The organism is Streptomyces sp. NPDC058751, assembly GCF_042746485.1.
Classification (GTDB): Bacteria; Actinomycetota; Actinomycetes; order Streptomycetales; family Streptomycetaceae; genus Streptomyces.
In genome coordinates, this window is record NZ_JBHYPZ010000039.1 from 64,435 (window position 1) to 91,322 (window position 26,888).

Below are 26,888 nucleotides of genomic sequence, written 5' to 3' on the forward strand. Positions count from 1 at the left end.
AAGGACGCCGTCGTCCCGCGCGAAGCTGGTTGGATCGAGGCAGGCGATGCCGGCGGGGCCGCGGAGGCGGCCCCGCCCGACAGATGGAGACACGATGAGCAAGGACACGAGGACGGACCCGGGGCCGTTCGCGCCGCACAGCGCCGACAGCCACGATCTGATCCGCGTGCTCGGCGCGCGCGAGAACAACCTCAAGGACGTCAGCATCGAGATCCCGAAGCGCCGGCTGACGGTGTTCACCGGTGTGTCCGGCTCAGGCAAGAGCTCCCTGGTGTTCGACACGATCGCCGCCGAGTCGCAGCGGCTGATCAACGAGACCTACAGCAGCTTCGTGCAGGGTTTCATGCCCACGCTCGCGCGGCCCGAGGTCGACGTCCTCGAAGGTCTCACCACGGCGATCATCGTCGACCAGCAGCGGATGGGCGCCGACCCGCGGTCCACGGTCGGTACCGCCACCGACACCAACGCGATGCTGCGCATCCTGTTCAGCAGGCTCGGCGAGCCGCACATCGGCCCGCCCAGCGCGTACGCGTTCAACGTCCCCTCGGTCAGCGCGAGCGGCGCCATCACCGTGGAGCGCGGGGACAAGAAGACGGTGAAGGCGACCTTCAACCGCACCGGCGGCATGTGCCCGCGCTGCGAGGGCCGGGGCACGGTGTCCGACATCGACCTCACCCAGCTCTACGACGACTCCAAGTCGCTCGACGACGGCGCGATCACCATCCCCGGCTACGGCGCGGACGGATGGAACATGCGGCTCTACAAGGAGTCGGGCTTCGTCGACCCGGCCAAGCCGATCAGTAAGTACACGAAGAAGGAGCTCCACGACTTCCTCCACCACGAGCCGACCCGCATGAAGATCGCGGGCATCAACATGACGTACGAAGGGCTCGTCCCGCGGATCCAGAAGTCGATGCTCTCCAAGGACAAGGAGGCGATGCAGCCGCACATCCGGGCGTTCGTGGACCGGGCCGTGGCCTTCACCGCCTGTCCCGAGTGCGAGGGCACCCGGCTCAGCGAGGGGGCCCGTGCGTCGAAGATCGGGCGGATCAGCATCGCCGACGCCTGCTCGATGCAGATCAGCGACCTCGCCGAATGGGTCCGCGGCCTCGACGAGCCCTCGGTCGCCCCCCTGCTCTCCGCGCTCCGGCAGACCCTCGACTCGTTCGTCGAGATCGGCCTCGGCTACCTCGCCCTGGACCGCCCCGCGGGCACGCTGTCCGGCGGCGAGGCACAGCGCGTCAAGATGATCCGCCACCTCGGCTCCTCGCTCACCGACGTCACCTACGTCTTCGACGAGCCCACGGCCGGTCTGCACCCCCATGACATCCGGCGGATGAACGACCTCCTGCTGAGGCTGCGGGACAAGGGGAACACCGTGCTCGTCGTGGAGCACAAGCCGGAGACGATCGTGATCGCCGACCACGTCGTCGACCTCGGCCCCGGCGCCGGCACGGGCGGCGGCACCGTCTGCTTCGAGGGCACGGTCGAGGAACTGCGGAAGGGCGGCACCGTCACCGGCCGCCACTTCGACGACCGGGCCAAGGTCAAGGAGACACCGCGCGAGCCCACCGGGGCGCTGGAGATCCGCGGCGCGTCGGCGAACAACCTGCGTGACGTGGACGTCGACATCCCGCTCGGGGTGCTCGTCGTCGTCACCGGTGTCGCGGGCTCCGGCAAGAGCTCGCTGGTGCACGGGTCGATCCCGGCCGAGGAGGGCGTGGTCTCGGTCGACCAGGCCCCGATCCGCGGCTCGCGGCGCAGCAACCCGGCGACGTACACCGGTCTGCTGGACCCGATCCGCAAGGCCTTCGCGAAGGCCAACGACGTGAAGCCGGCGCTGTTCAGCGCCAACTCCGAGGGCGCCTGCCCCGCCTGCAACGGCGCCGGGGTCATCTACACCGACCTGGCCATGATGGCCGGTGTGGCCACCACCTGCGAGGACTGCGAGGGCAAGCGGTTCGACGCCTCGGTCCTGGAGTACCACCTCGGCGGCCGCGACATCAGCGAGGTCCTCGCGATGTCGGTGGACGAGGCCGTGGAGTTCTTCGGCGCCGGCGAGGCGCACACGCCCGCCGCGCAGCGCATCCTCGCGCGGCTCGCCGACGTCGGCCTCGGCTACCTCACCCTCGGACAGCCGCTCACCACGCTCTCCGGCGGCGAGCGGCAGCGGCTCAAGCTCGCCACGCACATGGCCGACAAGGGCGGCGTGTACGTCCTCGACGAGCCGACCACCGGTCTGCACCTGGCCGACGTGGAGCAGCTGCTCGGACTGCTCGACCGGCTCGTCGACTCCGGCAAGTCGGTCATCGTCGTCGAGCACCACCAGGCGGTCATGGCACACGCCGACTGGATCATCGACCTCGGCCCCGGGGCCGGCCACGACGGCGGCCGGCTCGTGTTCGAGGGCACCCCGGCCGACCTCGTCGCCGCCCGCTCCACCCTCACCGGCGAACACCTGGCGGAGTACGTGGGCGCCTGACCGGGACCCTGCCGACGCGAGGGGCGGGCACCGGCCGCGGCCGGTGCCCCCCCCCCGCCCCGGGCGGCCGGTGCGGACGGAGGCCGGGACCCGCCTCTGTGTCTCCCGCCGCGGTCGCCACGCAGGGGCTGTGCCGAGGCGTGCCGGATCCGAACAGCATCTGGCCGACGCGGCGTGGCGCTTCGTCCGGCCGGGGTTCGGTGGCGGGGACGGGCGCCGGCCCGGTGCCGCGGGCGCCGACGGTCCGGGCGGCTCCGCGCGCGTCCCGCCCGATTCGCACCTACGGTTGACGCACAGCGTGGCGCCCGCGGAGACGACGTCCCCGGCGCGCCGTCACCGCATCAGGAGGCCGGCCACCATGACCACAGCATCCGACACCCCTGTCCTCGACACCATCGCCGCCATGACCGTCGACTCGGTCGAGCGGTGCGAACTGCCCACGGACCAGCTTCTCCTCACGCGTATCGCGGCGCTCGCGGCCTCGGACGCACCTCCCATCTCCTACCTCGCGCACATCGACCCCGCCATCAAGGCCGATCTGACCATGGCTCAGGTGCAGGACGTCCTCGTGGCCATCGCGCCCATCGTGGGTACGGCCCGTGTCATGACGGCGGCCGGCAACATCGCCAGGGCGTTCGGCATGGCGATCGCGGTGGCCGAGGCGGAGATCGAAGCCGAAGGATAGGCGCGCGGGCGCCCGGGACGCGGCCCCGCGTCACCCCTCGGGCCGGGGGCGTTCGTCCGCCCCCGGATCCGGCGGGTTCTGCTGGAGTCTGCCCCGCTGCACCGCCGACACGAGGAGCCGGGCGGCCACACCGATCAGCAGGACGTTCACCGCCATCTGCCCCGTGACCAGCACGCGGGCCGTCTCGGAGCGTGGAGCGATGTCCCCGAAGCCGACGGTGCTGAAGACCGTCACCGTGAAGTACAGGGCGTCGGTCCGCGACAGCGTCTCGCTGAAGCTGCCCGCCGCGCTGCGCTCCATCACGTAGTACGTCGTCGCGAACAGGAGCATGTACAGCGGGGCGCTGGTCGCCAGTGCCTCCATGGCGCGCAGTTCGGGCCGCCGGTCCCGGGTGATCTCGCGGATCTGCCAGGCCAGGAGCAGCGCCACCGCCGCGATGCCGCCGACGAGGGTGAGCACTGTGGCCGGGGTGAAGGCCCTGTCGAGCGGGAGCAGGTAGTAGAGGGTCACGAGGACGGCCGAGGTCAGAAGTGACCGCAGGCTGGCGCGGACCGCCGGCCGACGACTCGTTCTCCTCGAATTCCTGTCCACCGCTCCGCCCCGATACCCGCTGCCGTGACCGTGCGGCCCCGTCGGCCCGCGGATCCAACCTTCCCGGTGCCACGGGTGCCCGGCGGCAGGCGCACCACGTGGTCACCGGGATGGCGGTGTCCTCTCCGACCGGGACGCACCGCGCCGCTCCGCCCGCGCGGTGCGGGCGGAGCGGCGCGGCCCGAGCGGGGCTCGATCGCTAGATGTGTTTTTCGTCGACCGGTGCCAGGCCGTACCGCGAGGCGATGGGGTTCCACAGCTCGGCGAACCGATGCTTCGCCTTGTCCGCCGCCTTGTTGTGGGGACCGGCCTCGTCGCTCTCGCCCTGCGTGCTGCCGGGCGTGCATCCGTAGACCGGGTTGTTGGTCATGAAGTCGACGATGCCCGACGCCCAGAGGGAGTAGGCCCGGTCGGCCTCCGCGGATTCCGTCCAGGCGAGGGCCAGGGCGTCCAGTGCCTCGGCCAGGTCGCCGGTCGCCTGCGACTTGAGCGGGTCGATCTTCCGTACGAAGCTCTCGCGCGCATCCGCCACAGCCTCCAGGTCGTCACGCGCGTCCCGGACGGGATCCACGTCCTGCGCGCAGTTCCTGGCATCCGTGACGGCCTTCTGCACCCGCGTGCGCAGCGAGTCGTTGTCGTCGAGCAGGTCCTGCACCTGTCTGACGATGTCCGCCGGCGAGCTGACCGGCGCGGAGGAGGAGACTCCGGTGTCGGAGGGGGTGGAGGGGGTGGAGGGGGTGGAGGGGACGGAGGAGGCGCCGGGTGCGACCGGGGCCGGTGCCGCGGGCGGGGCGGGCGTGCCGGTGCCCGGGACGACGGCGTCCTCGGTGGCCCGGGTCGTGTGCGGCTGGGAAGCCGGGCGCTGGGAGGTCAGCCACACTCCGGCCGCCGTGACGCCCCCGGCGAGGACCGCGGTCGCCACGAGGGTCACCGTGATGACACCCCAGCCGATCCGGCGACGCTCCGGCTGGGGCGCGGAGTAGTGGACGACCTGGTGCGCGTAGCCGGGGTACGCCATGTTGCCGGTCGGCAGCGCGGCGAAGGCGGCGGCGTGGTTCCCGGCGCCCGCCGGTGCGGCCTGGGGCTGCCCGCCGGGGTGCGCCGCGGTGGGTGTCTTGAGGAGACCGGCGGCGGGGGTGCGCGCCGGGGGTGCCGGGGGCGGGGTGGGAGCGGCGTCCTCGACGACCTCTTCGGGGGCTTCTTCCGCGGCCTCTTCCGTGGTTTCTTCAGAGGTGGCTTCTTCGGGGGCTTCCTCCGCGGCGTCCTCCACAGCCTGTTCCGAGGGTTCTTCCGCGGCTTGTTCCGGGACTGCTTCCGATGTCTCTTCCACGGGCTGCTGCTGTGCGTCGTGTTGAGTGGCCGGCGGCACGTCGACCGGCAGGTCGACCGCAGTGGGTGTCGGCTCGGCAGCCGGCTCGGCGGAGGCCCGCGTGCCGACTTCGGCGAGCGCGACGTCCGACGTCTGTGGCGACACCGGCGGGGCGACGACAGGAACGGGGTCGGGGGCGGATGCCGGAGCGGCCAGGGGCCGGCCGCACGACGTGCAGAAGCGGTTCTTGTCGGTCACGGCGCCGCCGCAGTGCGGGCAGAAGGCAGGCATGGATTCCCTCGACGAAGCGGATGAACAGATGTGAAGGTGATGAAAAGCCGGATGCGGCCTCCTGGTGGGGAGGCGAAGGGAAAAGAAAGCCCGTCAGGGACCTGGAACCGGTGCGGCCGGGACACGATCGGCGGCGGCGAACGGCCGGCGTTCCGAGGGCAGAGGTCAGCGCACTGTCGGAGCGGGCCGCCGGACAGGCGGGGGCGTCACGAGCGGCGCGGCCGGCGCTAAACGTGTCGCGCCGGAAAGACAGGTCGTCAAAAGTTCTCTCAAGCCGTCCGCATGTGAAGATCACGTGATGAAGATGTGATCATGAATATCAGGGCGTGACGTCGTGATCAAGGGATTCCCGGCGGCTGGTTGCAGACGGCACGAGTCGCCTGAGGCGTCCATGTCGGATCGGTGTGCTGGGGGAGCGGTGGCGGCGCTCACAACTCGGCTTTCTCGCAAGTGACTTCACGTGAAGCTCCGTCGTGCGCGCTGCGTACGGAGGTGTCGAGGACCGGGACGGACGAAGGCCCCGCCGCCGGCTGTCGTGCCGGTGGCGGGGCCTTCGTCTCGCGGAGGTCAGGCCGTCGTGATCGTGACCTCGATGTCGCCTCGGGTCACCTTGGAGTAGGGGCAGATCTCGTGCGCCTTCTCCACCAGGGTCCTGGCGGTGGCCTCGTCGACCGAGGGGATGTGCGCGGTGAGTTCGGCGACGATGCCGAACCCGGCGTCGTTGCGGCCGATGCCGACGCGTGCCGTCACGCTGGAACCCGTGATGTCGATCTTCTGCATCTGGGCGATGATCCCGATCGAGGCGTGGAAGCACGCGCTGTAACACGCGGCGAAGAGCTGCTCGGGGTTGGTGCCGGCGCCCGTGCCGCCCAGTTCCTTGGGCTGGCTGACGACGATGTCGAGCTTGCCGTCCTCGGTGGAGACGCGGCCCTCCCGGCCGCCCTCGGCGGTGGCGGCTGCGGTGTAGAGAGCTTCACTGGGCTTGATGGGCATTTCTTGCGTACCTTCCGTCGGTTTTGTATGTGCCTGAATCGGATGGACGGCGACCCGGGCGGCGGCGCGAGGTGCCCGCCGCCCGCCCGGGGGTCAGTGGGTGCCCGGCTTCGTCCCGGCCGGCGGCGTGGCACCGGACGCGGCGCCCTGGGCGGCCTGCGCCTGGGCCGCAGCGGGCGGCGCCTTGATGACGAGCCCGAGGCCCGCCAGCCCGGACAGGACCGTGACGATGGAACAGAAGAGCAGGACGTGCCCGTAGTCGGCCGCGTCGGTGCTTGCCCGGCCGAGGAGCGTGGCCAGCGTCGCGATGCCGAAGGCGCCGCCGACCTGACGGGCCGTCTGGTTGAGCCCGGTCGCCGCCGCGAAGCGCAGCGGGGAGACCGAGAGCGCGGCGGCGGTCGACGTTCCCGTGGTGATCGCGCCCATGCCCGCGCCCGCCAGGATGCCGGTGGGCAGCCAGTAGCCGAGGAAGTCGGGCTCGTCGGGCAGGGTGAAGGCGAGGAAGAAACCGGTGCCCGCGAGGACGACCGCGCCGGCCACCACGACGGCCCGCGGGCCGTACTTGGCCTGGATCCTGCCCGAGTACAGGGCCACCAGCGTCGCGGCGAAGGCGCCGGGGGTCACCGCCAGACCCGCCTTCAGTTCCGACCAGTGCCAGACCGAGGTGACGTACAGGACGCCGACCAGGAGCCAGGCGAACAGGCAGGCGCCGTAGAAGAACACGGACAGGTTCGCCAGGGCGAAGGTCCGGCTGCGCCAGAGGTCGGTCTCCACGGCGGGGGCCTCGTGGGTCCGCGAGCGCAGCAGGGTGACCGCCATGGCGATGACGCCTCCGGCCAGGCAGCCCACCGTCGCCGTGTCTCCCCAGCCCCAGTCCCCGCCCTTGGAGATGCCGAGGCTGAGCAGACCGATGCCGAGCCCGAGCAGGACGGTCCCGATCAGGTCGGGCACCTTGCTGCCCTCCGGGCGGGCGGTCCGGGGAATGATGCGCGCGCGGAGCAGGAGCAGCAGGCCGAACGGCACGTTGATCAGGAACAGTGACCGCCAGCCGAGCCAGTCCACCAGGACTCCGCCGATCGAGGGGCCCACCGCGGCGGCGAACGCGGAGGCCGCGCTCCACTTGCCGATCGCCGCCCGGCGCTCCTCGGGCGGCGTGTCCATCAGGACGACGGCGAGCGACGCCGGGATCATCGCGGCCGCTCCGGCGCCCTGGAACGCCCGGGCGGTCAGCAGGACGGGGAGATTCGGGGCCAGCGCGCACATGAGGGACATCGCGGTGAAGACGGCGATCCCCGCGGTGAACAGGGAACGCCGGCCGATCACGTCCGCGAGCCGGCCCGCGGGCGCCAGCAGGGCGGCGAACACCGTGGCGTAGACGGTGATCACCCAGGACAGGTCCGCGAGGGCGGAACCCTCGAAGTCCTCGTGCAGGTCCGGGATGGCCAGATTGACGATCGTCACGTCGAGGACGGCCAGGAAGGTCGCACTCGACGCGAGGAGCAGCAGGGGTAAGTACCCCCGCTTGGCCGCCGCTTCAGCGGGCCCAGCGCTCATCGCTTAACACCTCCAACATACCGATGGTTGGAATGTATCTGCGCGATGCTCAGCCGTCAATCGGGTTGTCACCGAGCGCAGCCGACCCGTCGCACCCCTACGCGGGCCCCGGGTCGCCGCCGGACCGCCGCGCACCGCCGGTGGTCGACGAGTCGTCGGCTCCCGCCGCGACGGCCGCGTCCACCTCGGCGACACGGTCCGCCAGCTCGCGGTCCTCGCGTTCGCGCTGTTCACGGCGCTCCCGGTCGAGGAGGTCGGCCTGCGCCTCGTCCGAGGCCATCAGGGCGAGCAGGTCGCTCTTGGCCATGTCGAGGACGCCCATGTCCGCGTAGGCCTTCTTGACGGCCGGCCCCCACAGCCCGATGTCCTTCACACAGGGGACGATCCGGGTGAACAGACGGGAGCGGAACGCCCGCATGCGGGGGCCCTTGTCCATGTACTCCATGCACTCGGCCATGTCGAAGCCGAGGTTCTCCCAGACCTCCTGCATCCGGAAGCGGTCCCGCATGAGGTAGCAGCCCTCGACGACGAACTCCTCGCGCTCCGCCCGCTCCTTGGAGGTCAGCTCCGCGTAGTAGTCCCGCAGGGCGAGCCGCCCGAAGGCGACGTGCCGGGCCTCGTCCTGCATGACGTAAGCGAGGATCTGCTTCGGCAGCGGCTTGTTCGTCTTGTCCCGGAGAATTCCGAAGGCGGCGAGCGCCAGGCCCTCGATCAGCACCTGCATTCCGAGGTACGGCATGTCCCAGCGCGAATCCGAGAGCGCGTCACCGAGCAGGCTCTTCAAATGCGAGTTGATCGGGTATTCCATGCCGATCTTCTCCTTCAGGAAACGGGAGAAGATCTCGGCGTGCCGCGCCTCGTCCATCACCTGGGTCGAGGCGTAGAACTTCGCATCGAGATCGGGGACCGATTCGACGATCCGCGCCGAGCAGATCATCGCCCCCTGTTCGCCGTGCAGGAACTGGCTGAATTCCCAGGACGCCATGTGCCGGCGCATTTCGCGCCGTTCGCGTTCGTCGAGTTTCGCGTACTGCCGGGAGCCGTACAGGGCGAGCGTGTTCTCCGGGGTGCCGAGCGCGTCGTACGGGTCGACCTCGGTCTCCCACGCGATGCGCGCCGTGCTGTCCCACTGCTTGTCCTTGCCCTTCTGGTACAGGCTCAGCAGCCTGTCGCGGCCCTCGTCGTACTTCCAGGTGAAGTGGGTGTCGCCTGCCGTGGGCAGCACCCACCGGTCGTCGGCGGTGCGCTCGGCGCCGTGCATGGGGGTCTCCTCCGTATCCGGGGACCGCCGCGTCCTCCGGGTTCACGCCCGGTGCGGCGGTGCGAGAAACGGCAGGACGCCGGCCAGGAGGCCCACTGTGCAGCGGGACCGCTCCCCGGCGGCCGTCTCGCCGTCGTACTCCAGGGACAGGGGCGCGCCGTCGGTGCGCTCCACGACGAAGTGCCGGCCCCGGGTGTAGATCACCCCGGGGCGTTCGACGTGCCGTCCCTCACGGGTCAGGTTCAGCAGTTCGACCAGGTCGCAGGTGCCGTCGAAGACGCACAGGTCGAGCAGTCCGTCGTCGAGGACGGAGTGCGGCATCAGCCTGAACTGCCCGGCGCGGTACCGGCCGCCGCCGATGTTGGTGAGCTGGACGGTGCCCTCGTGCACCACCTCGCCGTCCACCGTGATCCGCGTGGGGTACGGCCTGTGGCCCGCCACGACATCGGCCACGGCCTGCCGGTAGCGGTCGCGGCCGGCCAGGCCGGTGAGGCGGTTCGCGGTCGCGAGGACCTCGGCGACGACGCCGGTGCCCGTGCCGAGCAGGGCGTAGGTGTCGCTCTCCCGTATGTGCGCCACGTCGACGTGCCGCACCCGGCGGACCGGCCCCGACAGCGCCTCGGGCAGCGTCCGCTGCCAGGGCCGGTCGGACCAGAGCTCGCGGTAGAAGGAGTTGGCGGTGCCGGCCGGCACGCAGAACAGCGCGGGCAGGGCCGTCCCGGGGCGTTCCAGGGAGGCGCGGACGAGCCCGGAGGCCACCTCGCGGGTGGTGCCGTCGCCGCCGGCCACGATCACCAGGTCGGCTCCGTCGGCGACGGCCTTCACGGCGGTCTCCTCGGCGTGACCGCGGTAGCGGGTGCCGACCGCCGTGAGGTTCCCGACCAGCTCCGCGCACCGCCGGGTCAGGGCGGCGGCGTCGACGAGGTCGGCGCGTCCCGCCCCGGCGACCGGGTTGGTGACCAGTACACCGGAGTCCGCCCACCGGCCTGGCTGCATTCCTGCTCTCCTCGGATCTCGACGGGCAGACGACCGACCTGACACGCGTGGCGGAGAGAGCAGGATTCGAACCTGCGAGGGCGGTGAAGCCCCGATCCGGGATGCTTCCCGGACCCCCGTTGGGCCGCTACGGGAATCTCTCCTCGTACACCGAAGCGCTTGCCCGAAGGCTCGCGGTCCGGTGCACGTCTCCAAGGTGGCAGGGCGTTCTGAGATCTCTCTGACACGGCCCTCTCAGTGGCCGTGCCGCGCCGTCCTCAGTGGCGGTGCCGCGCCGCCAGATGCGCGCCGAGCTGCTCGAACACCGCTGACGCCAGCACCGCGTGACCGCGCATCGAGGCGTGCAGCATGTCCGCGCTGAAGACACTGCGGGAGCCACTGGTGGGGTGGGCCCACATATCGATGACCAGTGCGCCGTGCCGGTCCGCCACCTTGCGCACCTGGTCGTTGAAGATCTCGATGCGGCCGCCCAGCCCTCCGCCGCCGAGCTGCTCGGGGAAGACCTTGGTGATGTCCTGGATGGTGAAGACGAAGACGTCGGCGCCGGCCTCGCGCAACGGCCGGACCATCGCGTCGAGTTCGGCCTCCACCGCGGCCGCCGAGAAGTCGCGGGCGAGCATGTCGTTGCCGCCGCACACCACGGAGGCGAGGTCGGGACGGAAGCCCAGTGCCTCCTCGAGCTGCCCCGCGCGCACCTCGGCCGCCTTGAGATGGCGTACGCCCAGGTTCAGGTACTCCACGCCGGGGTCGCCCCGCCGCAGCGCCTCCAGGACCCGCTCGGCCCAGGGCAGGTCCGTGTAGCCGGGCGAGGACTCGCCGAACCCTTCGGCGAGGCTGTCCCCGATGACCGCGAAGCGGGTCCAGGGGGCGTCCTTCAGCAGCCGGTCGGCGTCCTCGGGGGGCAGGACGTGCGGGTCGGTCGCCTCGGTGACGGGTCCTTCGGTCGTGGTCATGCCGGGTCTCCGTTCTCCTGCGCGGCGCGTTCGGCCGCGATCAGGCCCATGAAGTCGTCGTCCTTGCAGTAGGGGTCGGCGCCGCCGTAGCGCCGTACGAGCTCGGGGACCCGTACCTCCTCGGTGGGCCAGAAGCCCGCCTCGCGCACGGCACCGGACGCCGTCTCCGGGGTCAGGCCGGTGACGTACGGCTCGCCCTGCGCGCCCACCTTGCGGGCCATCGACAGGGCGCCCTCGTGACGGGTGGTGCCGTCGACGACGCTCTCGTCCATGTAGTCGAGGACGAGGAGGCTCCCCGGCGCGCACAGGTCCGTGAGGTGGCGCAGGGTGCGCTCGAAGGCGTCGCGGCGCAGGAAGAACGTCACGCCCAGCCAGCCCACCACGCAGGGGCTGTCCGACTGGAAACCGGCGTCGGCGAGGGCCTTCGCGAGCGAGTCGCCCGCCTCGAAGTCGACGGGCACGTACGTGGCCGACGGGGCCTCGACCGCGGCCTCCACCAGCGTCTCCAGCTTGGCGCGCTGGGTGGCCGGGTGGTCGACCTCGAAGTAGCGCAGCCGGTCGTAGCCGGGCATGCGCAGCGCGGTGGTGTCGTAGCCCGCGCCGAGCAGCACCACCTGGCGGACGCCGGTGGCGACCGCGCGTACGAGCTGGTCCTCGAAGAACCGCTGGCGCAGCAGGATCTCGGCGATGAAGCCGCCGTGCGCGGAGTCCAGGGCGGTCAGCCGGGCGAGCGCCTCCTCGGACGTCCGGGGCAGCGGGGGCTCGGTGACGAACAGCGACGCGAAGCGGTCGTCGAGCAGCCGGCGCGCGGGTTCGACGACCGCGTCGGCGGCGCGGGCGCGCGCCGTGAGGTAGGCGGTGTCGCTGGGCAGACCCGATTGCATCCGGGTGGGCTGATGCGGTGTCAGCACGATGGTTCCTTTCCGGGAATTCGGCCCGTGGAGGGCGCGGCGAGAAGCCGGGGAGCGAGGACGGTTCGTGCTCCGACTGTCTTACGCGCCCCCTTCGGAAAGCCCCTGAGAAAGGGCCCGTTCCGTTTTCCGGGGCCGGGGATTCCCGTCGTTTGCGAGGGTTCTCGGCCCTCGCGGCGTAACCAGGAAGAAGCAGGGCGGCGTACGAGGACCGCCACAGGTGCCGATTCATGGAACGGCCGCCGTGAAGGAGACCGATGACGCTCACCGAGGAACTCGCGGAATGGGCCCACGCCCTGCGGTTCGAGGACATACCGCCGGATGTCGTGGACATAGCGAAGTTGCAGATACTGTCCCAGTGCGCGGCCATGCGCATCGGCGCGACGCATCCGCTCGGCCGGAAACTGACCGAGGCGTTCGGCCCGCCGTTGCAGCCCGATCCCCGGCGGGCGGCCTTCGTGCTCGCCGGGCTCGGATCGTGGCTGCACTTCGACGACACCGCGTTCGCCGGCCACCTGTCCAACTCGACCGTGGCCGTGCCCATGGCGTACGCGCAGAGTCAGGGGCTGGACGGGCGCGCGCTGCTGACGTCGGTGATCGTGGCCAACGAGTGCGCCGCGCGCGTCACCGCCTCGGCCACGCTGGGGCCCTTCCGCGGCCAGAGCGCCACCTTCACCCATGTCGTCGGAGCCGTCGCGGGGCGGCTGCGCGGTGAGAACGCGTCCGCGGGGCACTGGGCCGACGCGCTCGGCCTCGGCCTCGGGCTGCCGCCGCGCACCGTGCCGATCGGGTTCCTCGGCGGCGACGCCAAGGTCTTCAGCGCCTCGACACCCGTGTCCGTCGGACTGGACGCGTGCGACGCCGCCGCGGCGGGCTTCGAGGGCAGCAGGGAGATCCTGGAGCACCCGGAGGGGTTCCTGTCCCGCTTCGCGTCCGTACCGCTGCCCGGGGCGGTGACCGCCGGGCTCGGGCGCCGCTGGCACACCCACACCACGTCGTTCAAGGTGCACCCCGGCGGTCCCGGCATGGACGCGGCGGTCGACTGCGGACTCGAACTCCACCGGGAACTCGGGCCGGTACGGGCGCGGGACGTCACCGGGATCACCGTGGACACCTCGCTGTACACGGTGCTGGTGGACGCCCAGGCGGGGGCGCACCTGCGGGGCGCCGGCTCGCCGGTGAGCGCGCTCGTGTTCGCCCTGCCGTACCTGCTGGCGACCGTCCTGCTCACCGGTGGTCTGACCACGGAGGACTTCGCCGAGCCCGGCGTCGCGGACGAGGAGCGGTGGGATCTCGCCGGACTGGTGAGCACGCGCCTCGACGACGCGATGACCCACGACCTGTTCCACAGCGAGGTCCCCTTCGGGGAGGCGCTCCGGCAGGCCGGTCCCCGGGCCGCCGAGTGGCTGCGGCCCTTCGGCGCGCGGCTGAAGGGCGACGGGCAGTGGCTCGTGGACCTGGTGGGCGAACTGGAGCCGCCGAGCGAGGACTTCCGCTCCGCGCGGAAGGTGACCGGGGCCAGGGTGACCGTCGACCTCCGTGACGGCCGCTCGGTGAGCCGGCGGGTGGACGTCCCCGTGGGAGCGGTGGGCGGCCCGCCGGCGGCGTCCCTGGTGCGCGAGAAGTTCCTCGGCGCCGGAGGGGGCGCGGACACGGCGGACGCGCTGGCCGCCCTGGAGTCGGCCTCGGCCGGGGAGGTCACGAAGCTGCTGAACGCGGCGCTGGAGCGGACTACCGCATGAGCGGGACGACCGGCCGGGGCCGTCCGGGCGTCGGCCCCGGGCGGAGTGCGGGCGCCGTCGGCCGGGGCGGGTCGGAGTCGGGTTTCCCGGTTCACGGCCGGGTGTCAGGGTGTCGGCCCGGTCGGGGGAGGCCGGAGCGCGGCTTTCCGGTTCATGGCCGGGTGTCAGGGTGTCGGCCCGGTCGGGGGTGGCCGGAGCGCGGCTTTCCGGTTCACGGCCGGGTGCCAGGGCGCCTGCGGCCGAGGGGCCGCGCACGGCTGCCGTCGAGGTGCCGGCCGGCCCGTGGCGGGTCGTCCTCGTCCCTGTCTCCCGGTCTGTGCCCACTGTTCCGCCGTCCCGCCTGTCGTGGTCCGGTCCGCCGTCGCGCGCCCGCGCGCCGACGGCGGCGCCCCGGTCGTGGCCGGGCGGCAGGCCCGCTCCGGCTCGTCACCGCCGTCTCCTCAGCCCGTCAGCGCCTCCTCGTACCAGCGGCGCAGCCGGGCCCGGGCCTTGGTGAAGGCGCTCTCGGCGGCCTTGAGGGAGATGCCGCGCCGGCTGGCGAACTCCCGGGTGCTGATCCCGTTGAGACGGGCCACGATCACCTGGTGCTCCCGCCCGGCGAGCCGGTCGACCTGCTCCAGCGCCCAGGCCTCCTCCTGGGCGGCGCAGATCAGTTCCTCCGGGCTCGCCATGACCTCAGCCCAGGGGCCGCGCAGCAGCCGGCGGGCACGTTCGTCGCGACGGTGGATGTCCGTGCAGAGCCGCAGGGTCACCGTGGTGAGGAAGGGGCCGACCCGGCTCTCGTCCAGGTCGCGGAAGGTCGCCGCGCGGATCAGGGCCTCCTGCGCGCAGTCCTCGGCCTCCTGGTCCCCGGACAGGCGGGACCTCGCGAGCCGGTGGATGCGCTCCCGGTGCGGGATCAGCAGTTCCCACCGGTCCGCGGAGACCTGTGCGCAGGGAAGTGCGGGGCTGTGCATGGCTGATGACCTCCTTGCCGGACACGGCTGAAGGGGCGGGGACATGCGGCGGGCCTGGACTCGGGGTTGGCGCCCTGCGGCCGTGATGTTACATTCCAACCGATGGTATGTCTATGAGATCCAGGTTCGGTGAACCATTGGTACGAGAGGGAAGCGCTAAGATCGAACGAGGGATGTCTTCGGGGGGTCAGGAGGGCGGGTCGGATCCATGGGCAGTCAGCAGCGAGTGCGCCGATCGCAGGAAGAGCGTTCGCGGACGACGACCAACGAACTCCTCGCGGCCGCCCGCAAGCTCTTCGCCAGAGACGGGTACACGGCCACCTCGCTCGACGCGATCTGCGAGGAGATCGGGGCGAGCAAGGGCGCGCTCTACCACCACTTCAAGAACAAGCGGGACCTGTTCCGCGCCGTCTACGAAGCGGAGGAGAACCGGCTGTCGAGCGCCATCGCGCAGACGTTCACCCTCCACGAGGACCCCTGGGACGGCCTGTACGAGGGCATGCGCGAGTTCCTGGTCATGTCGATGGAGCCGAGCACGCAGCGGATCACCCTCGTCGACGCGCCGGGAGCGCTCGGCTGGGCGGAGATGCGCGCGATCCGCTCGGACTGCCGGCGCATGATCGCCTACGGTCTCGGCCAGCTCCTCGGCAGGGACCGTTCCCGCGCCGACGTGACCGCCGTCGCCTCGATGGTGCACGGCGCCGCCTGCGAGAGCGCGATCGCACTGGCCCACGCCTACGGCGACGCCGACGAACTGCTCGAGGCCACGCTGCGCCAGTTCCGCCTGCTCTTCTCCTCCTTCGCCACGGCCTGAAGGCCCCGTCGCCCGCCGGACCGGGCGACGGGTGGTCCCCCGCCGGTGCCGGGCTGCCCGCCGAGGACTCACCGGCCCCCGTCCCCGTCCCCGGCGCCGGTGAGGTGGGCGCCGAGCCCGCGGATCACCGAGGCCGCGGCGATGGCGTGGCCCCGCGTGGTGGGGACGCTGCCGTCGACTCCGTACACGTCCCGGTCCGCGGCCGCCGGGTGCTCCGCGAGGTTCACGTAGATCGCGCCGTGCCTGAGGGCCACCGCCTGCTTGCGCTCGGCCAGTTCGCGCAGCCGGAGCCTTCGGCGTTCGCTCTCCTCGCCCGGCCGGGCGCCGAAGCGGGTGATGTCGAACCAGTTCACCAGCAGCACGTCACCCCCGCTGTCGCGCAGCGGTGCGACGACCCGGTCGAACTCCGCCTCCACGCCGTCGGCGTCGAACGGCTCGCGCACCAGCTCGCCGCCGCAGCACGTCAACGCCGTCAGATCGGGCTTGAACTCCAGGACGCGGCCGAGCTGCCGCGACCGTATCTCCGCCGCGAGTCGGCCCTTCCTCCCGAGGTTGAGATACGCGAGACCGGGCCGGCCCCGGCGCAGGGAGGCCGCCACCCGGTCCGCCCAGCCGTCGCGGCCGTAGCCCTCGGCGGGCTCGCCCCGACCGTCGGCCACCTCGTCGCCGATCACCAGGAAGCGCCGCCAGGGCGCCCCCGTCAAGAACGCGTCCGCCTGCGCGGCGCTCAGACAGTACCGGTCGTTCTCCTCGCGCCGCAGCGCCGTCTCCGCGCACATCTCTTCCCCCGTGTGTCGCACTCCGTGGTTCGGCGAGTGCACACCGTACTCCCGGAATTCCGGCGTCCGTCCGGCGTTTTCGCGCCGTACGTACCGCCGTACGGCCTTCGTGACGCTGCTTTGCCTCACACCGATCTGGTGACCCGCAGGACCTGCCAGACGGCCCCGAGGCTGGCGCCGCGCTCGAAGGCCAGATATTCGGGAAGCACCACCTGAGGGCCCCACTTCTCCTTGTACGCGAGCTGGGTGGAGGCCGGGTAGACCGCGTGGCCCCGCTCGGCGAGCAGCCGCATGAACCGTCCCGTCAGCCTGCTCGCCCCGGCCGGCTCGTGCCGCGGGTCGAGGCCGGTGAACGGGGTGAAGCCGAAGTGCAGCCAGTCGGCACCCTCCTCGACGAAGGTCTCCGCGGCGTGCAGGTTGACGGCCTCCATCACCCCCGGCGGGGCGTCCGGCAGCCGTCTGCTGAGATCGTGCAGCCAGCCCGGCCTGCTGCCGTGGACGGGACTGTACGAGATGTACGAGACCGGCCCGGAGTCCAGCGCGCCGACGAAGAGCCGGCGGTGCTTCTGCGCGGGGCCGCCGAGCTGGCCCACCAGGAACTCGATCTCCTTGACGTGCCGCCCCTTGGAACGCAGCCACGCCTTGTCGATCCGCTCGATGTCCCGCACGCACGTCTCCCAGTCCGTCTCGGCGACGGTCAGACCGCTGCGCCGTGCGCGCGAGATCTTGTTGCGCAGCTTCACGAACCTCGATCCGCGCAGACCGAACGCGGAGAGGTCGAGGGCGTACGACGAGCCGACCTGGTTGACGGTGAAACCCTCCTCCCGGAACAGCTCGACGTCCTCGCGCTGCAACTGGATCCCCACGATCGTGCAGCGTTGCTCACGCGCGAAGGCACGGAAGGCGCGCAGGAGGGAGCCCCGTCGTTCCGGGGCGGCGAACACCCCGCCGAACTGGACGAGATGGCGTCCGGAACGCCGGTAGACGACGAAACCGTCGCCGCCGTCGTCACGGAAGTACCGGTTTCCCCCGTTGAGCGCGAGGAACGCGCTCGGATTGTCGGCGTGCTTCTCCACGGCCGACAGCACCTGGGAGAGAACCTCGCCGCTCGCGTCCGCCGTGGACGTCTCCGTCCGCCGTGTCCGTGATCGATTCACCGCACCGCCCTCCAGAGATCTACAGGAACGCCCGGAACTCTTCCAGCGGGGGCGTGAAGCCGGCTGAAACAACCGTCTCAGGACCGTCTCAGCGCTTTCTCAGGGGTCTTGGCGAAGGTTGCCGACGAATCGAAGTCGCTCTACAGAATGCGGGGGACCTGGGGTGACCAGCGTTCAGTTGTCCGCTCCGGCCGGCCGGCGGCGCGGCGGGATTTCCGCGCGCCGGTTGCGTACGTACCGGTCCTATGTGAACGGGGAATGCCTGGACGGCGGCGAGTGGGTCTACGTCGTCGGCGCCGACGCGCTGCTCGACGACGCGTTCGCGAGCCTGAGCCTCAAACGGAAGCTGGAACGCGGACTTGCGGAGCCCGCCGAACTGCCGGGCAGCATCGTCGCCAAGGTGGCCAAGGCGGACCGCGACACCGTCGAGGCGGCCGTGGACGCCGCCGCGAAGGCCGCGCCCCGGTGGGCGGCGTTCCCGCTCGACGTGCGGCTCACCCGGCTCGGCCGCCAGATCCACCGGCGCATCGTGGAGCACGCCCAGGAGATCGTCGACGTACTGGTGGAGGAGGGGCACCCGCTGCCGCTGGCCCGCTGGCAGGTGTCGGGCATGCTCGACTGCTTCGGGCCGCAGTCCCTGGGCTTCTACCGGTCGCAGATGCTCCAGGAGTTCCGGCAGGGCGACCGTCAACTGGCCGTGCGCAGGCTCCCGGACGGCGTGGTGTGCCTCAACCCGCCGCAGAACGCGCCGCTTTCCAGCGTGCTGCTGGGCGCCACCGCGATCATGGCGGGCAACTCCCTCGTGGTGCGCGCGCCGCGCAGCGCCCCCCTCGGCGCGATGTACGTCCTGCACGAGATCGTGGTCCCGGCACTGGAGGAGGTCGGCGCCCCGCCCGGCACGCTGAACGTGGTGTGCGGCGACCCGGCGCCCATGCTCGCGGCCTGGCTGCGCAGCCCGAAGGTCGACGACATCATGTACTTCGGGAGCAGCGAGAACGGCATCACCTTCGAGGAGAAGTGCGTCGCCGCCGGCAAGAAGCCCATCCTGGAACTGGCCGGGAACGACGCCGTGGTGGTGTGGAAGGACGCCGATCTCGAACTGGCGGCGGAGGCGATCACGGAGAGCTTCTTCGGTTCGGGACAGCTCTGCATGATCCCGAACCAGGTGCTGGTGCACCCCGATGTCGCCGACCGGCTCATCGCGGACATCGTCCGTCTGGCCGGCCACATCCGCCCCGGACACGCCTGGGAGGAGGACGTCCTCCTCACCCCCGTCCTGCGGAACGAGAAGTTCTTCTCCTGCCTGCGGGACGCGGTCGACAACGGGGCGGAGATCGCCTGCGGCGGGCACGCCATGCAGATCGACGAGACCCGCGACACCGCCGGCATCTTCCTGGAGCCCACGGTGGTGGTGGTCCGCGGTCTGAAGGACGCACGCGAGATCGACGCCGTACGCGACGAGACGTTCTTCCCGCTGATCCCGGTCGTGGTCGCCGACCCCGCCCCGGACGCCGAACTCATGGACGGCTTCATCGACTTCGTCAACACCAACGCCTACGGCCTGCGGAACTCCGTATGGGCCACGGACCGGGCGGTCATCGACGAGTTCGTCACCCGCATCACCGTCGGCGGAATCCTGAAGGTGAACGACTCGCACGTCGGATTCCTCCCCTATCTGCCGACGCACGGCGGTACGGGTCTGACCGGAGGCGTCTTCGGCGAGGCCAACTACCCGATCCTGCGCACCTCGCACGTCCAGGGGCTCAGCGTCAGCAGCGGATCGCGTCCCCGTGACGCGGTCTTCGGCGCCTGGCGCGCCATGGACCGGCGAGAGCCCTGACACCCCCGTCCGCGCACTACGAGAGAGCTGCCATGCGCCCATTGGATGCCGCGCGCGAGACGTGCGAGAAATTCATGCCCGGACTGCTCGCCGAACTGGGCGGGTTCCCGCTGACCGAACTGGAGTCCCCGGACTCTCCCGCCATCGCCCTGTTCCGTGGCCGCGGAGGGCCCCGGCTGGTCATCCCCAAGACCTACGCCGGCTCCGGCGCGGGTCCCCGTGAAGCGCTGCGGGTCACCCGCGCCCTGGGCGCGGCCGCGCCGTCGCTGGCGGTCGCCACGACCATGCACCACTTCTCCGTGGCCACCCTGTTCACCCTGGCCGAGAGCCTGCAGGCCAGTGGCGCGGAGTGGGCCCTGCTGGAAGGCATCGCGGAACAGAACCTGCTGGTCGCCTCCGGCTTCGCGGAGGGCCGCACCGGACAGGGCATCCTGACCCCCTCGATGCGGGCCACGGCCGTCGAGGGCGGCTACCGGATCAACGGCGCGAAGAAGCCGTGCAGCCTGTCGCACTCGATGGACCTGCTCACCGCGAGCGTGGCCGTGCCCGGTGACGAGAACTCGGCCGTCCTGCTGGTGCCCAAGGGCGTCGAGGGCCTGAGCGTCCACCCCTTCTGGGGGAACCCGGTCCTCGCGGGCGCGGAGAGCGACGAACTGCGGCTGAAGGACGTGTTCATCAGCGAGCAGCAGCTCATGCGGACCGAGGACGCCGAGCCGGGGGCCATGGACAGCCTCCAGACGGTCGGGTTCATCTGGTTCGAACTGCTCATCTCCGCCTCGTACCTCGGGATGGCGAGCGCCCTCGTCGAACGCGCCGTGGAGCGCGGCCGGGGCACCGACTCCGAACGGGCGCGGCTGCTGTGCCGGCTGGAGAGCGCGGCCCTGCTGCTGGAGGGCATGGCGCGGATGATCGAGCAGGACGAGACCGGCGACGAGGCGCTCGCGAAGTCCCTCATGGCGCGGTACGCGGCGCAGGACGCCCTGGCGGAGACGGTTCACCAGGCCGTCGAACTGCTCGGCGGGATGGCGTTCGTCGGTTCGCCGGACGTCGCCTATCTCGCGGCGGCCTCGCACGGGCTGTCCTTCCACCCGCCGTCCAGGTCGAGCATCGCCGGGCCGCTCCTGGAGCACCTGGCCGGCAAGCCGCTGCGGATCGCGTGAGGCCCGCGATGACCCTCACCCCGGCCTCCGCCGACACCACCGGTACGGCCCCCGCCACCGCCCGCCCGCCGCTGACCCGGGAAGAGCTCGGCCGGCTCTACCGGCGCCGCCTCAACAAGGGCCGTGCCGTCCTCGGAGAGATGTTCGGCGGCCACGTCGAGACCGAGTCGCTCGGCGCCTGGGTGTTCACCGCCGAGGGCCGCGGGTTCCTCAACTGCGGCGGCTACGGCGTGCTGTTGACGGGCGCCAGGCACCCCACGGTGGTCCGGCACGTCACCGAGCAGCTGAACCGGCACCCCGTCGCGACCCGGGTGTTCCTCGAACCGCAGGCCGCGCTGGCCGCCGAGGCACTGGTGGCGGTCGCCCCGCCCGGCCTCGAGCGGGTGCACTTCGCGGGCTCGGGCGCCGAGGCCGTCGAGTGCGCGATCAAGATGGCCCGCACCCAGGGGAAGCGGCACCTCGTCTCCACCGTGGGCGGCTACCACGGCAAGACCATGGGCGCCCTCAGCCTCACCGGCCGCGACGTCTTCCGCGACCCCTTCCGCCCGCTGCTGCCGGACGTCGAGCACGTCCCGTACGGCGACGCCACGGCCCTGGAACAGACGCTGCTCCGCCGGCCGGGCGAGTGCTGCGTGGTGGTCGAACCCGTCCAGGGCGAGGCCGGCGTGATCCTCCCGCCGGACGGCTACCTCACCCGGGTACAGGAACTGTGCCGCCGCCACGGGGCGTTCTTCGTGCTCGACGAGGTGCAGACCGGTCTCGGCAGGCTCGGCTCCTGGTGGGGCGCCGACCGGGAGGGGATCACCCCCGACGCGCTGCTCGTCGGCAAGGGACTCAGCGGCGGGATCGTCCCGGTCTCGGCGGTGGTCGCCACCCCGGCGGCCTTCGCGGTCTTCGACCGGGACCCCTATCTGCACACCTCCACCTTCTCGGGGGCACCGCTGGCGATGGCGGCGGCCCGGGGCGCGCTCGCCGCGCTCCACGAGGACGGCCTCGTCGAACGGGCCCGCGTCCTCGGCGACGAACTGCTCGCGGGGCTCGGGGAGATCGCCCGCGGCCACTACGGCGGGGGACTGCGCGAGGTGCGCGGCCGGGGCCTGCTGCTGGGCTTCGAGTTCGTCCGGCCCGGCGCGGCCGGAGACCTCCTGATCGAGCTGGCGGAACAGGGCGTCGTCGCCAACCACTCCCTCAACTCGGACCACGTCCTGCGGCTCACCCCGCCGGCCGTGCTGTCCCGCTCCGACACGGACTTCCTGTACGAGGCCTTCGACCGCGCGTGCGGCAGGCAGGCCTCCGCGTACGCGCTCTCATCGGAAGGTGGCATCGGCCATGCGTAGTGCCCATGTGACGCTCGGCGTACCGGGGGTGACTCCCCGGGCCGCCTTCGCCCGGGTCAAGGACTTCGCGGCGTACCCGGATCTCGTCGACGTCGTACGGTCGGTGACGGTCCGTCGGATCGACGACGCGCACGAGTCCAGCGACTGGGAGGTGTACTTCCGCAACGGCGTCCTGCGCTGGACGGAGACCGACCGGTTCGACACGGCGGACCTGACCATCGAATTCGCCCAGAGCGAGGGCGACTTCGCGGAGTTCTCCGGAACCTGGGCGATCACCGCCGACGGCGACGGCTGCCGGATCGCCTTCGACACCGCGTTCGACTTCGGGATCCCCTCGCTCGCCGGGATCCTCGACCCCGTCGCGGAACGGGTGTTCAAGGAGACCATCGCCCGCGTGGTGCGGGGACTGTTCCCGAACGCCGAGGTGATCGGCGACGAGGCCGTCGCCAAGGCGCTGGCCGCCGTCCTCGAAGCGGCCGCACCCGCGGGAGGAACACGCTGATGGACGCCAAGAACCTCTTCGAGACGCCGACGACCTCGAAGCTGCACCGCGCCGAATACGCCCTGGGCCTCGTGGTGAGCGCCGTGCTGTTCTTCACCCACCTGGGAGACGTCTCCTGGCCGGCCTTCGTCGGCCTGTTCCTCTACATCGACCTGATCGGCTACATCCCCGGCGCGATCGCCCACCACCGCAGTACGTCCAAGGACATCCCCAAGGTCTACTACGTGCTCTACAACGTCATGCACAGCCTCGTCACCCAGGGCACGGTGGCCCTCGTGTGGATCTGGGCGTTCGGAGCCGAGTGGGCGCTGCTCGCCCTGCCGATCCACCTCTTCGGCGACCGGGCGCTGTTCGGGAACTTCCTCAAAAGCTTCCGTCTGCCCTTCGAACCGGCCGAGGACCCCGCCTGGCTCCGCTTCCGCGCCGAGTTCGAGGGGCGGGGCGGACGGCCGGCACCGGTGGCCGCGCACCTGGATGCGAGGACCTCATGAGGGAGGCCCTCACCACCGAGCGCCCCGGCGGCGGCCCGTCCGGCACACAGCAGACGCGGTCCACCGTCCGTCGGCTGGCGACCGGCGTCTCGGTGCTGACCTGCGGCGGCCCCGAGACCGTCGAAGGAGTCACGGTGAGCACGGTGGCGCTCGCCTCGATGGAACCGCCGATCATCTCCGTGGCCCTTCGCGAGGACAGCCGCGGACTGCGCACCCTCCTGGCGCACGACCGCTTCGTCGTCAACGGGCTCGCCGCCGGACAGGCCTTCCTCGCCGGCCACTTCGCCTCGAAGAAGCGCGAGCGCGGCCTGGGCCAGCTCCCCGCCGAGACCTGGGCGGGCCTCAGCTCGCACGGGGTGCCCCGGCTCAAGGACGCCGTCTCCTGGCTGGAGTGCCACATCGTCCGCAGCACCGCCGTCGGCGACCACCGGGTCGTCTTCGCCGGCGTGTCACGCGGCTCCCAGGGCGCCGGGACCCCCCTGGTCAACTTCGCCGACGAACTGCGGCCCGGCCGCACCGCCCTTCGACCGCTGCCCGTGGAAAGGGATCGATGACCGTGTCCACCACACCCTCGGAAGCCGACTGGGAGCACGCCCCCTCGCTCGTCGACGGCGCCATGAACCTGGAACTGACCGCCGACTCCTGCGACCTGCGCTACTGGCTGCGCTCCGTGCCCCAGGGCACCCTGCGCGGTCACACCCTCGGCCACGCCGACGACGTACGCCCGCTGCCCGTGGTGACCGGACCCGGCCCGCTGAACAGCGCGCTCAGCCAGGAACTGGCCTTCCGCTCCATCGCGGAGGAGAAGGCCACCCGCGCCATCGCCCACATGGTGGCCCTCGCCCCCGACAACGCCTCGCTGGAGTTCTACTCGACACAGCTGCTCGACGAGGCACGGCACGCCATGGTCTTCCGCCGCCACCTGCTGTCGCTCGGCATCGCCGAGGACGACCTGTGGACGGCGATCGACCGGCTGGCCGCCGCCGACAGCGAGCGCATCCTCGTACCCCTGGAGGAGTTCGGCCTGCGCGCCCTGCGCGACCGCCGTGACTTCATCGGCGGCGTCGTCATCCTCACCGTGCTCGTCGAAGGCGTGCTCGCCCCCTCCGCGGAACTCAGCGAACGCAAGTGGCGGGTGTTCGACCCAGCCGCCGCCGACATCGAGCGCGGCGCCGGCATCGACGAGATCCGCCACCTCACCGTCGGCAGCTCCATCGCCCGCGAACACCTGCTGCGCCACCCCGAGGACAAGCCGCGGATCCTGGAACTGATCCAGGAGGGCTACGCCCTGTGGGAGAAACTGCCCTCGCAGGACCTCGTGATGCGCCGCGAGGAACTGTTCCAGCAGGGCCTGGAGCGGCACGGCGATCTCGTCGGCGACTACGAGGTCTGGCCCGGCCGCCGACTGGCCGACACCACGGCCGAGGAACGGGCCGGGACCGCGCACGAGTGGGCCGACAGGATGCAGCGCGCCCGCCTGGCGTACATGGGCCTCGAGGAAGCCCTGTGACCGCTCGGGCCGCGGTCGTGTGCGGGCTCGGGTCCTGGCTGCCGCCCAGGGCGGTCACCAACGACGAACTCGCCCTGGAACTCGACACCTCGGACGCCTGGATCCGGGCCCGCACCGGCATCGGCGCCCGGCACGTCCTCGACGACGGCCTCGCCACCTCGGACCTCGCCGTCGAGGCGGGGGCACGCGCCCTGAAGTCCGCGTCGGACATCGCGGTGGACGCGGTCGTGCTGGCCACGGCGACGCCCGACCACCCCCTGCCGGCGACCGCCCCACGCGTCGCGGCACGGCTCGGGCTCGGCCCCGTACCGGCGTTCGACGTCGCCGCCGTCTGCACGGGCTTCCTCTACGGACTGGCCACCGCCGCGGGGTTCATCGCCGCCGGGTCGGCGGACTCCGTCCTGGTCGTCGGCGCGGACGCGTTCTCCCGCATCCTCGACCCGGCGGACCGCTCCACCCGGGCCATCTTCGGCGACGGCGCCGGAGCGGTCGTCCTGCGGGCGGGCCGGCCGGACGAGCCCGGCGCGCTCGGCCCGGTCCGGCTCGGCTCCGACGGATCGGCGGACGACCTCATCCAGGTGCCCTCCGGCGGCTCCCGCGCCCCACTGCGGCCGGACTCCGCCGGGCGGGGCGACCCCTACTTCCGGATGGCCGGCCAGGCCGTGTTCCGGCACGCCGTGGAATCCATGGCCGACTCCTCCGGGCAGGCCCTGCGCGGCGCGGGCTGGTCGGTGACGGACGTCGACCTGCTCGTCGCCCACCAGGCCAACGTACGGATCGTGCACGCCCTGGCCGACTGGATGGGCCTGGACCGGGAACGGTGCGCGATCCATCTCGACCGCGTCGGCAACACCTCCGCAGCCTCCGTGCCGCTGGCCCTGGCCGACGCCGTCACCGGCGGCACGCTGCGCCCCGGCCACCGGGTGCTGATGACCGCCTTCGGCGGCGGGCTGACCTGGGGCGCCTGCACGCTCCGCTGGCCGGCCGTCGAGGCGTACTGACCCGCACCACCCGTACGACAACCAAGGAGAGACACCCCATGAGTGACACCAGCGATCGTCTGGTCGCCCTGCTGGTACGGGTCTGCGGCCTGGAGGCCGACGAGATCTCGCCCGACGTGACCTTCCGCAAGCTCGAAGTGGACTCGCTCGCCCTGGTCGAACTCGGCCTGGCCGCCCAGCAGGAGTTCGGCGTCCCGGTCAAGGACGACGACCTGGAACTGGACGCCACGGTGGACGACGCGACGGCGATGCTGGAGCGGAAGCTGGCCGAGGCGTCGGGAGTGGCGGGCTGATGCCGGACGCCAGGCCGCCGTTCTCCGCCGCGGTCACCGGGATCGGCATGGTGACCGCGGCGGGCATCGGCACCGACGCCTCCTGGACGCGCATCCTGAGGGGCGGGACGACGGAAGCGAGCGAGGTGCCCGCGCTCACCGGCACCCGCGCCGGCTTCGGCTGCCACGTGCCCGCCTTCGACCCCGCGAAAGCGCTCGGCCGGCGCAAGGCGCTGCGCCTCGACCGCAGCAGCCAGCTCGCGCTGGCCGCCGCGGCCGAGGCCCTGGCCGACTCGGGCCTGGACACCGCCACCTGGGACGGCGCCCGGGTCGGCGTCGTCATCGGCAGCGGCATCGGGGGAGCGGCCACCTGGGAGAAGCAGCACCACGTGCTGCTCGACCAGGGCTTCGACCAGGTCTCCCCGATGCTGATCCCGATGCTCGCGGTGAACATGACGGCCGGATACATCGCCATGGAGTACGGGGCCAGGGGCCCCAACCTCGTGACCGCCACCGCCTGCGCCTCGGGCACCACCGCCATCGGCACGGCACGCGAACTGCTGCGCGCGGGCACCTGCGACGTCGTCGTCACCGGCGGCACCGAGGCCTGCCTGATCCCCTCGATCGTCTCCGGGTTCAGCCAGATGGGCGCCCTCTCCGCCCGCGGCGACGCGCCGGCGAACGCCTCACGCCCCTTCGACGTGGACCGGGACGGCTTCGTACCCGCCGAGGGAGCGACCGTGCTCGTCCTGGAACGCCCCGAGGACGCCCGGGCACGCGGCGGCTCCGTGCACGCCGTGATCAGCGGCTACGGCGCCAGTGCCGACGCCCACCACGCGACCGCTCCCGATCCCGACGGCCGCGGGGCCGAACTCGCGCTCCGCACGGCCCTGGCGGACGCGGGAGTCGGCGCCGACGAGATCGCCCACGTCAACGCCCACGGCACGTCCACCCCCCTCAACGACGTGACCGAGGCCCGGACGCTGCGCCGCGTGCTCGGCGACCGCCCGGCGGTCACGTCCGTGAAGGGCGTGGTCGGCCACTCCCTGGGGGCGGCCGGCGCCATCGAGGCCGCCGTCACCGCGCTCGCCCTCGAACACCGGCTCGTCCCGCCCACCGCCAACCTGCGGAGCCTGGATCCGCAGGTCGAGATCGACGTCGTGGCCGAGGAACCCCGTGACCTGACGGGCGAGCTGGCGGTGAGCACCTCGTTCGGGTTCGGCGGCCAGAACGCGGTACTGGTCCTCGGACGGGCCTGAGGCCGGGGCGCCGCCACGCTCGACGGTCCGCGCGAAGGACGG

25 protein-coding genes and 1 tRNA gene are annotated in these 26,888 nt (G+C 71.9%); 14 read left to right on the plus strand and 12 right to left on the minus strand.

Going from position 1 to position 26,888, the window contains the following annotated elements:
• The first annotated feature begins 94 nt into the window (after nt 1-94).
• Entirely contained in the window at nt 95-2,482 is a 2,388-nt protein-coding gene (locus ACFW6B_RS30555) for an ATP-binding cassette domain-containing protein (RefSeq protein ID WP_386601008.1), read from the plus strand.
• 358 nt (nt 2,483-2,840) lie between these two features.
• Nucleotides 2,841-3,167: a carboxymuconolactone decarboxylase gene (locus ACFW6B_RS30560; RefSeq protein ID WP_386601010.1), complete on the plus strand. Its 327-nt coding sequence runs from the start codon at nt 2,841-2,843 to the stop codon at nt 3,165-3,167.
• Between the two features lie 30 nt (nt 3,168-3,197).
• Here ACFW6B_RS30560 and ACFW6B_RS30565 read toward each other — a convergent pair whose 3' ends face one another.
• From ACFW6B_RS30565 to ACFW6B_RS30605, 9 genes are all read right to left on the minus strand, one after another.
• A complete protein-coding gene (locus ACFW6B_RS30565) occupies nt 3,198-3,677 on the minus strand; it encodes a potassium channel family protein (protein WP_386601011.1) in 480 nt (159 codons plus the stop codon).
• 280 nt (nt 3,678-3,957) lie between these two features.
• The gene (locus ACFW6B_RS30570; RefSeq protein WP_386601013.1) at nt 3,958-5,358 is read right to left on the minus strand and encodes a zinc ribbon domain-containing protein; all 1,401 of its coding nucleotides are present in this window, start codon (nt 5,356-5,358) and stop codon (nt 3,958-3,960) included.
• A gap of 567 nt (nt 5,359-5,925) precedes the next feature.
• Nucleotides 5,926-6,351 (minus strand): organic hydroperoxide resistance protein, encoded by a 426-nt coding sequence (locus tag ACFW6B_RS30575; RefSeq protein ID WP_386601015.1) that lies wholly within the window; start codon nt 6,349-6,351, stop codon nt 5,926-5,928.
• A 93-nt stretch (nt 6,352-6,444) separates the two neighbouring features.
• Nucleotides 6,445-7,905, minus strand: coding sequence for a DHA2 family efflux MFS transporter permease subunit (locus ACFW6B_RS30580; protein WP_386601017.1), 1,461 nt, complete (start codon nt 7,903-7,905; stop codon nt 6,445-6,447).
• Nucleotides 7,906-8,002: 97 nt separating this feature from the next.
• Nucleotides 8,003-9,166 carry a ferritin-like domain-containing protein gene (locus tag ACFW6B_RS30585; RefSeq protein ID WP_386601019.1) on the minus strand — a complete coding sequence of 388 codons (1,164 nt, stop codon included), beginning with the start codon at nt 9,164-9,166 and terminating at the stop codon, nt 8,003-8,005.
• Nucleotides 9,167-9,208: 42 nt separating this feature from the next.
• Nucleotides 9,209-10,162 (minus strand): diacylglycerol/lipid kinase family protein, encoded by a 954-nt coding sequence (locus ACFW6B_RS30590; protein ID WP_386601021.1) that lies wholly within the window; start codon nt 10,160-10,162, stop codon nt 9,209-9,211.
• Between the two features lie 48 nt (nt 10,163-10,210).
• Nucleotides 10,211-10,305 (minus strand) — tRNA-OTHER (locus ACFW6B_RS30595).
• A 114-nt stretch (nt 10,306-10,419) separates the two neighbouring features.
• Entirely contained in the window at nt 10,420-11,115 is a 696-nt protein-coding gene (locus tag ACFW6B_RS30600; RefSeq protein WP_386601023.1) for an SGNH/GDSL hydrolase family protein, read from the minus strand.
• Nucleotides 11,112-12,026 (minus strand): class I SAM-dependent methyltransferase, encoded by a 915-nt coding sequence (locus tag ACFW6B_RS30605; protein WP_386601025.1) that lies wholly within the window; start codon nt 12,024-12,026, stop codon nt 11,112-11,114. The genes ACFW6B_RS30600 and ACFW6B_RS30605 overlap by 4 nt, the downstream gene beginning before the upstream one ends.
• A gap of 257 nt (nt 12,027-12,283) precedes the next feature.
• On the opposite strand from ACFW6B_RS30605, the gene ACFW6B_RS30610 reads away from it, so the two are divergent.
• Entirely contained in the window at nt 12,284-13,768 is a 1,485-nt protein-coding gene (locus ACFW6B_RS30610; RefSeq protein ID WP_386601027.1) for an MmgE/PrpD family protein, read from the plus strand.
• A 440-nt stretch (nt 13,769-14,208) separates the two neighbouring features.
• Here the strand turns inward: ACFW6B_RS30610 and ACFW6B_RS30615 are convergent, their stop codons facing one another.
• Complete coding sequence (locus tag ACFW6B_RS30615; protein WP_386601029.1) at nt 14,209-14,724, minus strand: RNA polymerase sigma factor; 516 nt, start codon at nt 14,722-14,724, stop codon at nt 14,209-14,211.
• A gap of 208 nt (nt 14,725-14,932) precedes the next feature.
• On the opposite strand from ACFW6B_RS30615, the gene ACFW6B_RS30620 reads away from it, so the two are divergent.
• Nucleotides 14,933-15,538, plus strand: coding sequence for a TetR/AcrR family transcriptional regulator (locus ACFW6B_RS30620; protein WP_386601031.1), 606 nt, complete (start codon nt 14,933-14,935; stop codon nt 15,536-15,538).
• 68 nt (nt 15,539-15,606) lie between these two features.
• Here ACFW6B_RS30620 and ACFW6B_RS30625 read toward each other — a convergent pair whose 3' ends face one another.
• Complete coding sequence (locus ACFW6B_RS30625) at nt 15,607-16,317, minus strand: SGNH/GDSL hydrolase family protein (protein WP_386601033.1); 711 nt, start codon at nt 16,315-16,317, stop codon at nt 15,607-15,609.
• 125 nt (nt 16,318-16,442) lie between these two features.
• A complete protein-coding gene (locus ACFW6B_RS30630; RefSeq protein ID WP_386601035.1) occupies nt 16,443-17,474 on the minus strand; it encodes a bifunctional lysylphosphatidylglycerol flippase/synthetase MprF in 1,032 nt (343 codons plus the stop codon).
• Nucleotides 17,475-17,721: 247 nt separating this feature from the next.
• On the opposite strand from ACFW6B_RS30630, the gene ACFW6B_RS30635 reads away from it, so the two are divergent.
• Genes ACFW6B_RS30635 through ACFW6B_RS30680 form a run of 10 tightly spaced genes read left to right on the plus strand, consistent with a single transcriptional unit; the run spans nt 17,722 to nt 26,846 of the window.
• Nucleotides 17,722-19,314, plus strand: a complete 1,593-nt coding sequence (locus ACFW6B_RS30635) for an aldehyde dehydrogenase family protein (RefSeq protein WP_386601037.1) — start codon at nt 17,722-17,724, stop codon at nt 19,312-19,314.
• Nucleotides 19,315-19,346: 32 nt separating this feature from the next.
• A complete protein-coding gene (locus ACFW6B_RS30640; RefSeq protein ID WP_386601039.1) occupies nt 19,347-20,474 on the plus strand; it encodes an acyl-CoA dehydrogenase in 1,128 nt (375 codons plus the stop codon).
• An 8-nt stretch (nt 20,475-20,482) separates the two neighbouring features.
• The gene (locus ACFW6B_RS30645) at nt 20,483-21,811 is read left to right on the plus strand and encodes an aspartate aminotransferase family protein (protein WP_386601041.1); all 1,329 of its coding nucleotides are present in this window, start codon (nt 20,483-20,485) and stop codon (nt 21,809-21,811) included.
• Nucleotides 21,804-22,313: a type II toxin-antitoxin system RatA family toxin gene (locus ACFW6B_RS30650; protein ID WP_386601042.1), complete on the plus strand. Its 510-nt coding sequence runs from the start codon at nt 21,804-21,806 to the stop codon at nt 22,311-22,313. Before ACFW6B_RS30645 ends, ACFW6B_RS30650 begins: the two co-directional genes overlap by 8 nt.
• Nucleotides 22,313-22,804 (plus strand): hypothetical protein, encoded by a 492-nt coding sequence (locus tag ACFW6B_RS30655; RefSeq protein WP_386601044.1) that lies wholly within the window; start codon nt 22,313-22,315, stop codon nt 22,802-22,804. Before ACFW6B_RS30650 ends, ACFW6B_RS30655 begins: the two co-directional genes overlap by 1 nt.
• Nucleotides 22,801-23,358 (plus strand): flavin reductase family protein, encoded by a 558-nt coding sequence (locus ACFW6B_RS30660; protein WP_386601047.1) that lies wholly within the window; start codon nt 22,801-22,803, stop codon nt 23,356-23,358. Before ACFW6B_RS30655 ends, ACFW6B_RS30660 begins: the two co-directional genes overlap by 4 nt.
• A complete protein-coding gene (locus ACFW6B_RS30665) occupies nt 23,355-24,314 on the plus strand; it encodes a VlmB-like protein (RefSeq protein ID WP_386601049.1) in 960 nt (319 codons plus the stop codon). Before ACFW6B_RS30660 ends, ACFW6B_RS30665 begins: the two co-directional genes overlap by 4 nt.
• The gene (locus tag ACFW6B_RS30670) at nt 24,311-25,315 is read left to right on the plus strand and encodes a beta-ketoacyl-ACP synthase III (protein WP_386601051.1); all 1,005 of its coding nucleotides are present in this window, start codon (nt 24,311-24,313) and stop codon (nt 25,313-25,315) included. The genes ACFW6B_RS30665 and ACFW6B_RS30670 overlap by 4 nt, the downstream gene beginning before the upstream one ends.
• Nucleotides 25,316-25,353: 38 nt before the next feature.
• Nucleotides 25,354-25,608 carry an acyl carrier protein gene (locus ACFW6B_RS30675; RefSeq protein WP_386601052.1) on the plus strand — a complete coding sequence of 85 codons (255 nt, stop codon included), beginning with the start codon at nt 25,354-25,356 and terminating at the stop codon, nt 25,606-25,608.
• The gene (locus tag ACFW6B_RS30680; protein WP_386601054.1) at nt 25,608-26,846 is read left to right on the plus strand and encodes a beta-ketoacyl-[acyl-carrier-protein] synthase family protein; all 1,239 of its coding nucleotides are present in this window, start codon (nt 25,608-25,610) and stop codon (nt 26,844-26,846) included. Before ACFW6B_RS30675 ends, ACFW6B_RS30680 begins: the two co-directional genes overlap by 1 nt.
• The last annotated feature ends 42 nt before the right edge of the window (nt 26,847-26,888 follow it).

Coding starts and splice junctions, on each gene's coding strand:
- ACFW6B_RS30555 (WP_386601008.1), top strand. CDS start 95: ATGAGCAAGGACACGAGGACGGACCCGGGGCCGTTCGCGCCGCACAGC.
- ACFW6B_RS30560 (WP_386601010.1), top strand. CDS start 2,841: ATGACCACAGCATCCGACACCCCTGTCCTCGACACCATCGCCGCCATG.
- ACFW6B_RS30570 (WP_386601013.1), bottom strand. CDS start 5,358: ATGCCTGCCTTCTGCCCGCACTGCGGCGGCGCCGTGACCGACAAGAAC.
- ACFW6B_RS30575 (WP_386601015.1), bottom strand. CDS start 6,351: ATGCCCATCAAGCCCAGTGAAGCTCTCTACACCGCAGCCGCCACCGCC.
- ACFW6B_RS30580 (WP_386601017.1), bottom strand. CDS start 7,905: ATGAGCGCTGGGCCCGCTGAAGCGGCGGCCAAGCGGGGGTACTTACCC.
- ACFW6B_RS30585 (WP_386601019.1), bottom strand. CDS start 9,166: ATGCACGGCGCCGAGCGCACCGCCGACGACCGGTGGGTGCTGCCCACG.
- ACFW6B_RS30590 (WP_386601021.1), bottom strand. CDS start 10,162: ATGCAGCCAGGCCGGTGGGCGGACTCCGGTGTACTGGTCACCAACCCG.
- ACFW6B_RS30600 (WP_386601023.1), bottom strand. CDS start 11,115: ATGACCACGACCGAAGGACCCGTCACCGAGGCGACCGACCCGCACGTC.
- ACFW6B_RS30610 (WP_386601027.1), top strand. CDS start 12,284: ATGACGCTCACCGAGGAACTCGCGGAATGGGCCCACGCCCTGCGGTTC.
- ACFW6B_RS30615 (WP_386601029.1), bottom strand. CDS start 14,724: ATGCACAGCCCCGCACTTCCCTGCGCACAGGTCTCCGCGGACCGGTGG.
- ACFW6B_RS30620 (WP_386601031.1), top strand. CDS start 14,933: ATGGGCAGTCAGCAGCGAGTGCGCCGATCGCAGGAAGAGCGTTCGCGG.
- ACFW6B_RS30625 (WP_386601033.1), bottom strand. CDS start 16,317: ATGTGCGCGGAGACGGCGCTGCGGCGCGAGGAGAACGACCGGTACTGT.
- ACFW6B_RS30640 (WP_386601039.1), top strand. CDS start 19,347: ATGCGCCCATTGGATGCCGCGCGCGAGACGTGCGAGAAATTCATGCCC.
- ACFW6B_RS30645 (WP_386601041.1), top strand. CDS start 20,483: ATGACCCTCACCCCGGCCTCCGCCGACACCACCGGTACGGCCCCCGCC.
- ACFW6B_RS30650 (WP_386601042.1), top strand. CDS start 21,804: ATGCGTAGTGCCCATGTGACGCTCGGCGTACCGGGGGTGACTCCCCGG.
- ACFW6B_RS30655 (WP_386601044.1), top strand. CDS start 22,313: ATGGACGCCAAGAACCTCTTCGAGACGCCGACGACCTCGAAGCTGCAC.
- ACFW6B_RS30660 (WP_386601047.1), top strand. CDS start 22,801: ATGAGGGAGGCCCTCACCACCGAGCGCCCCGGCGGCGGCCCGTCCGGC.
- ACFW6B_RS30665 (WP_386601049.1), top strand. CDS start 23,355: ATGACCGTGTCCACCACACCCTCGGAAGCCGACTGGGAGCACGCCCCC.
- ACFW6B_RS30675 (WP_386601052.1), top strand. CDS start 25,354: ATGAGTGACACCAGCGATCGTCTGGTCGCCCTGCTGGTACGGGTCTGC.
- ACFW6B_RS30680 (WP_386601054.1), top strand. CDS start 25,608: ATGCCGGACGCCAGGCCGCCGTTCTCCGCCGCGGTCACCGGGATCGGC.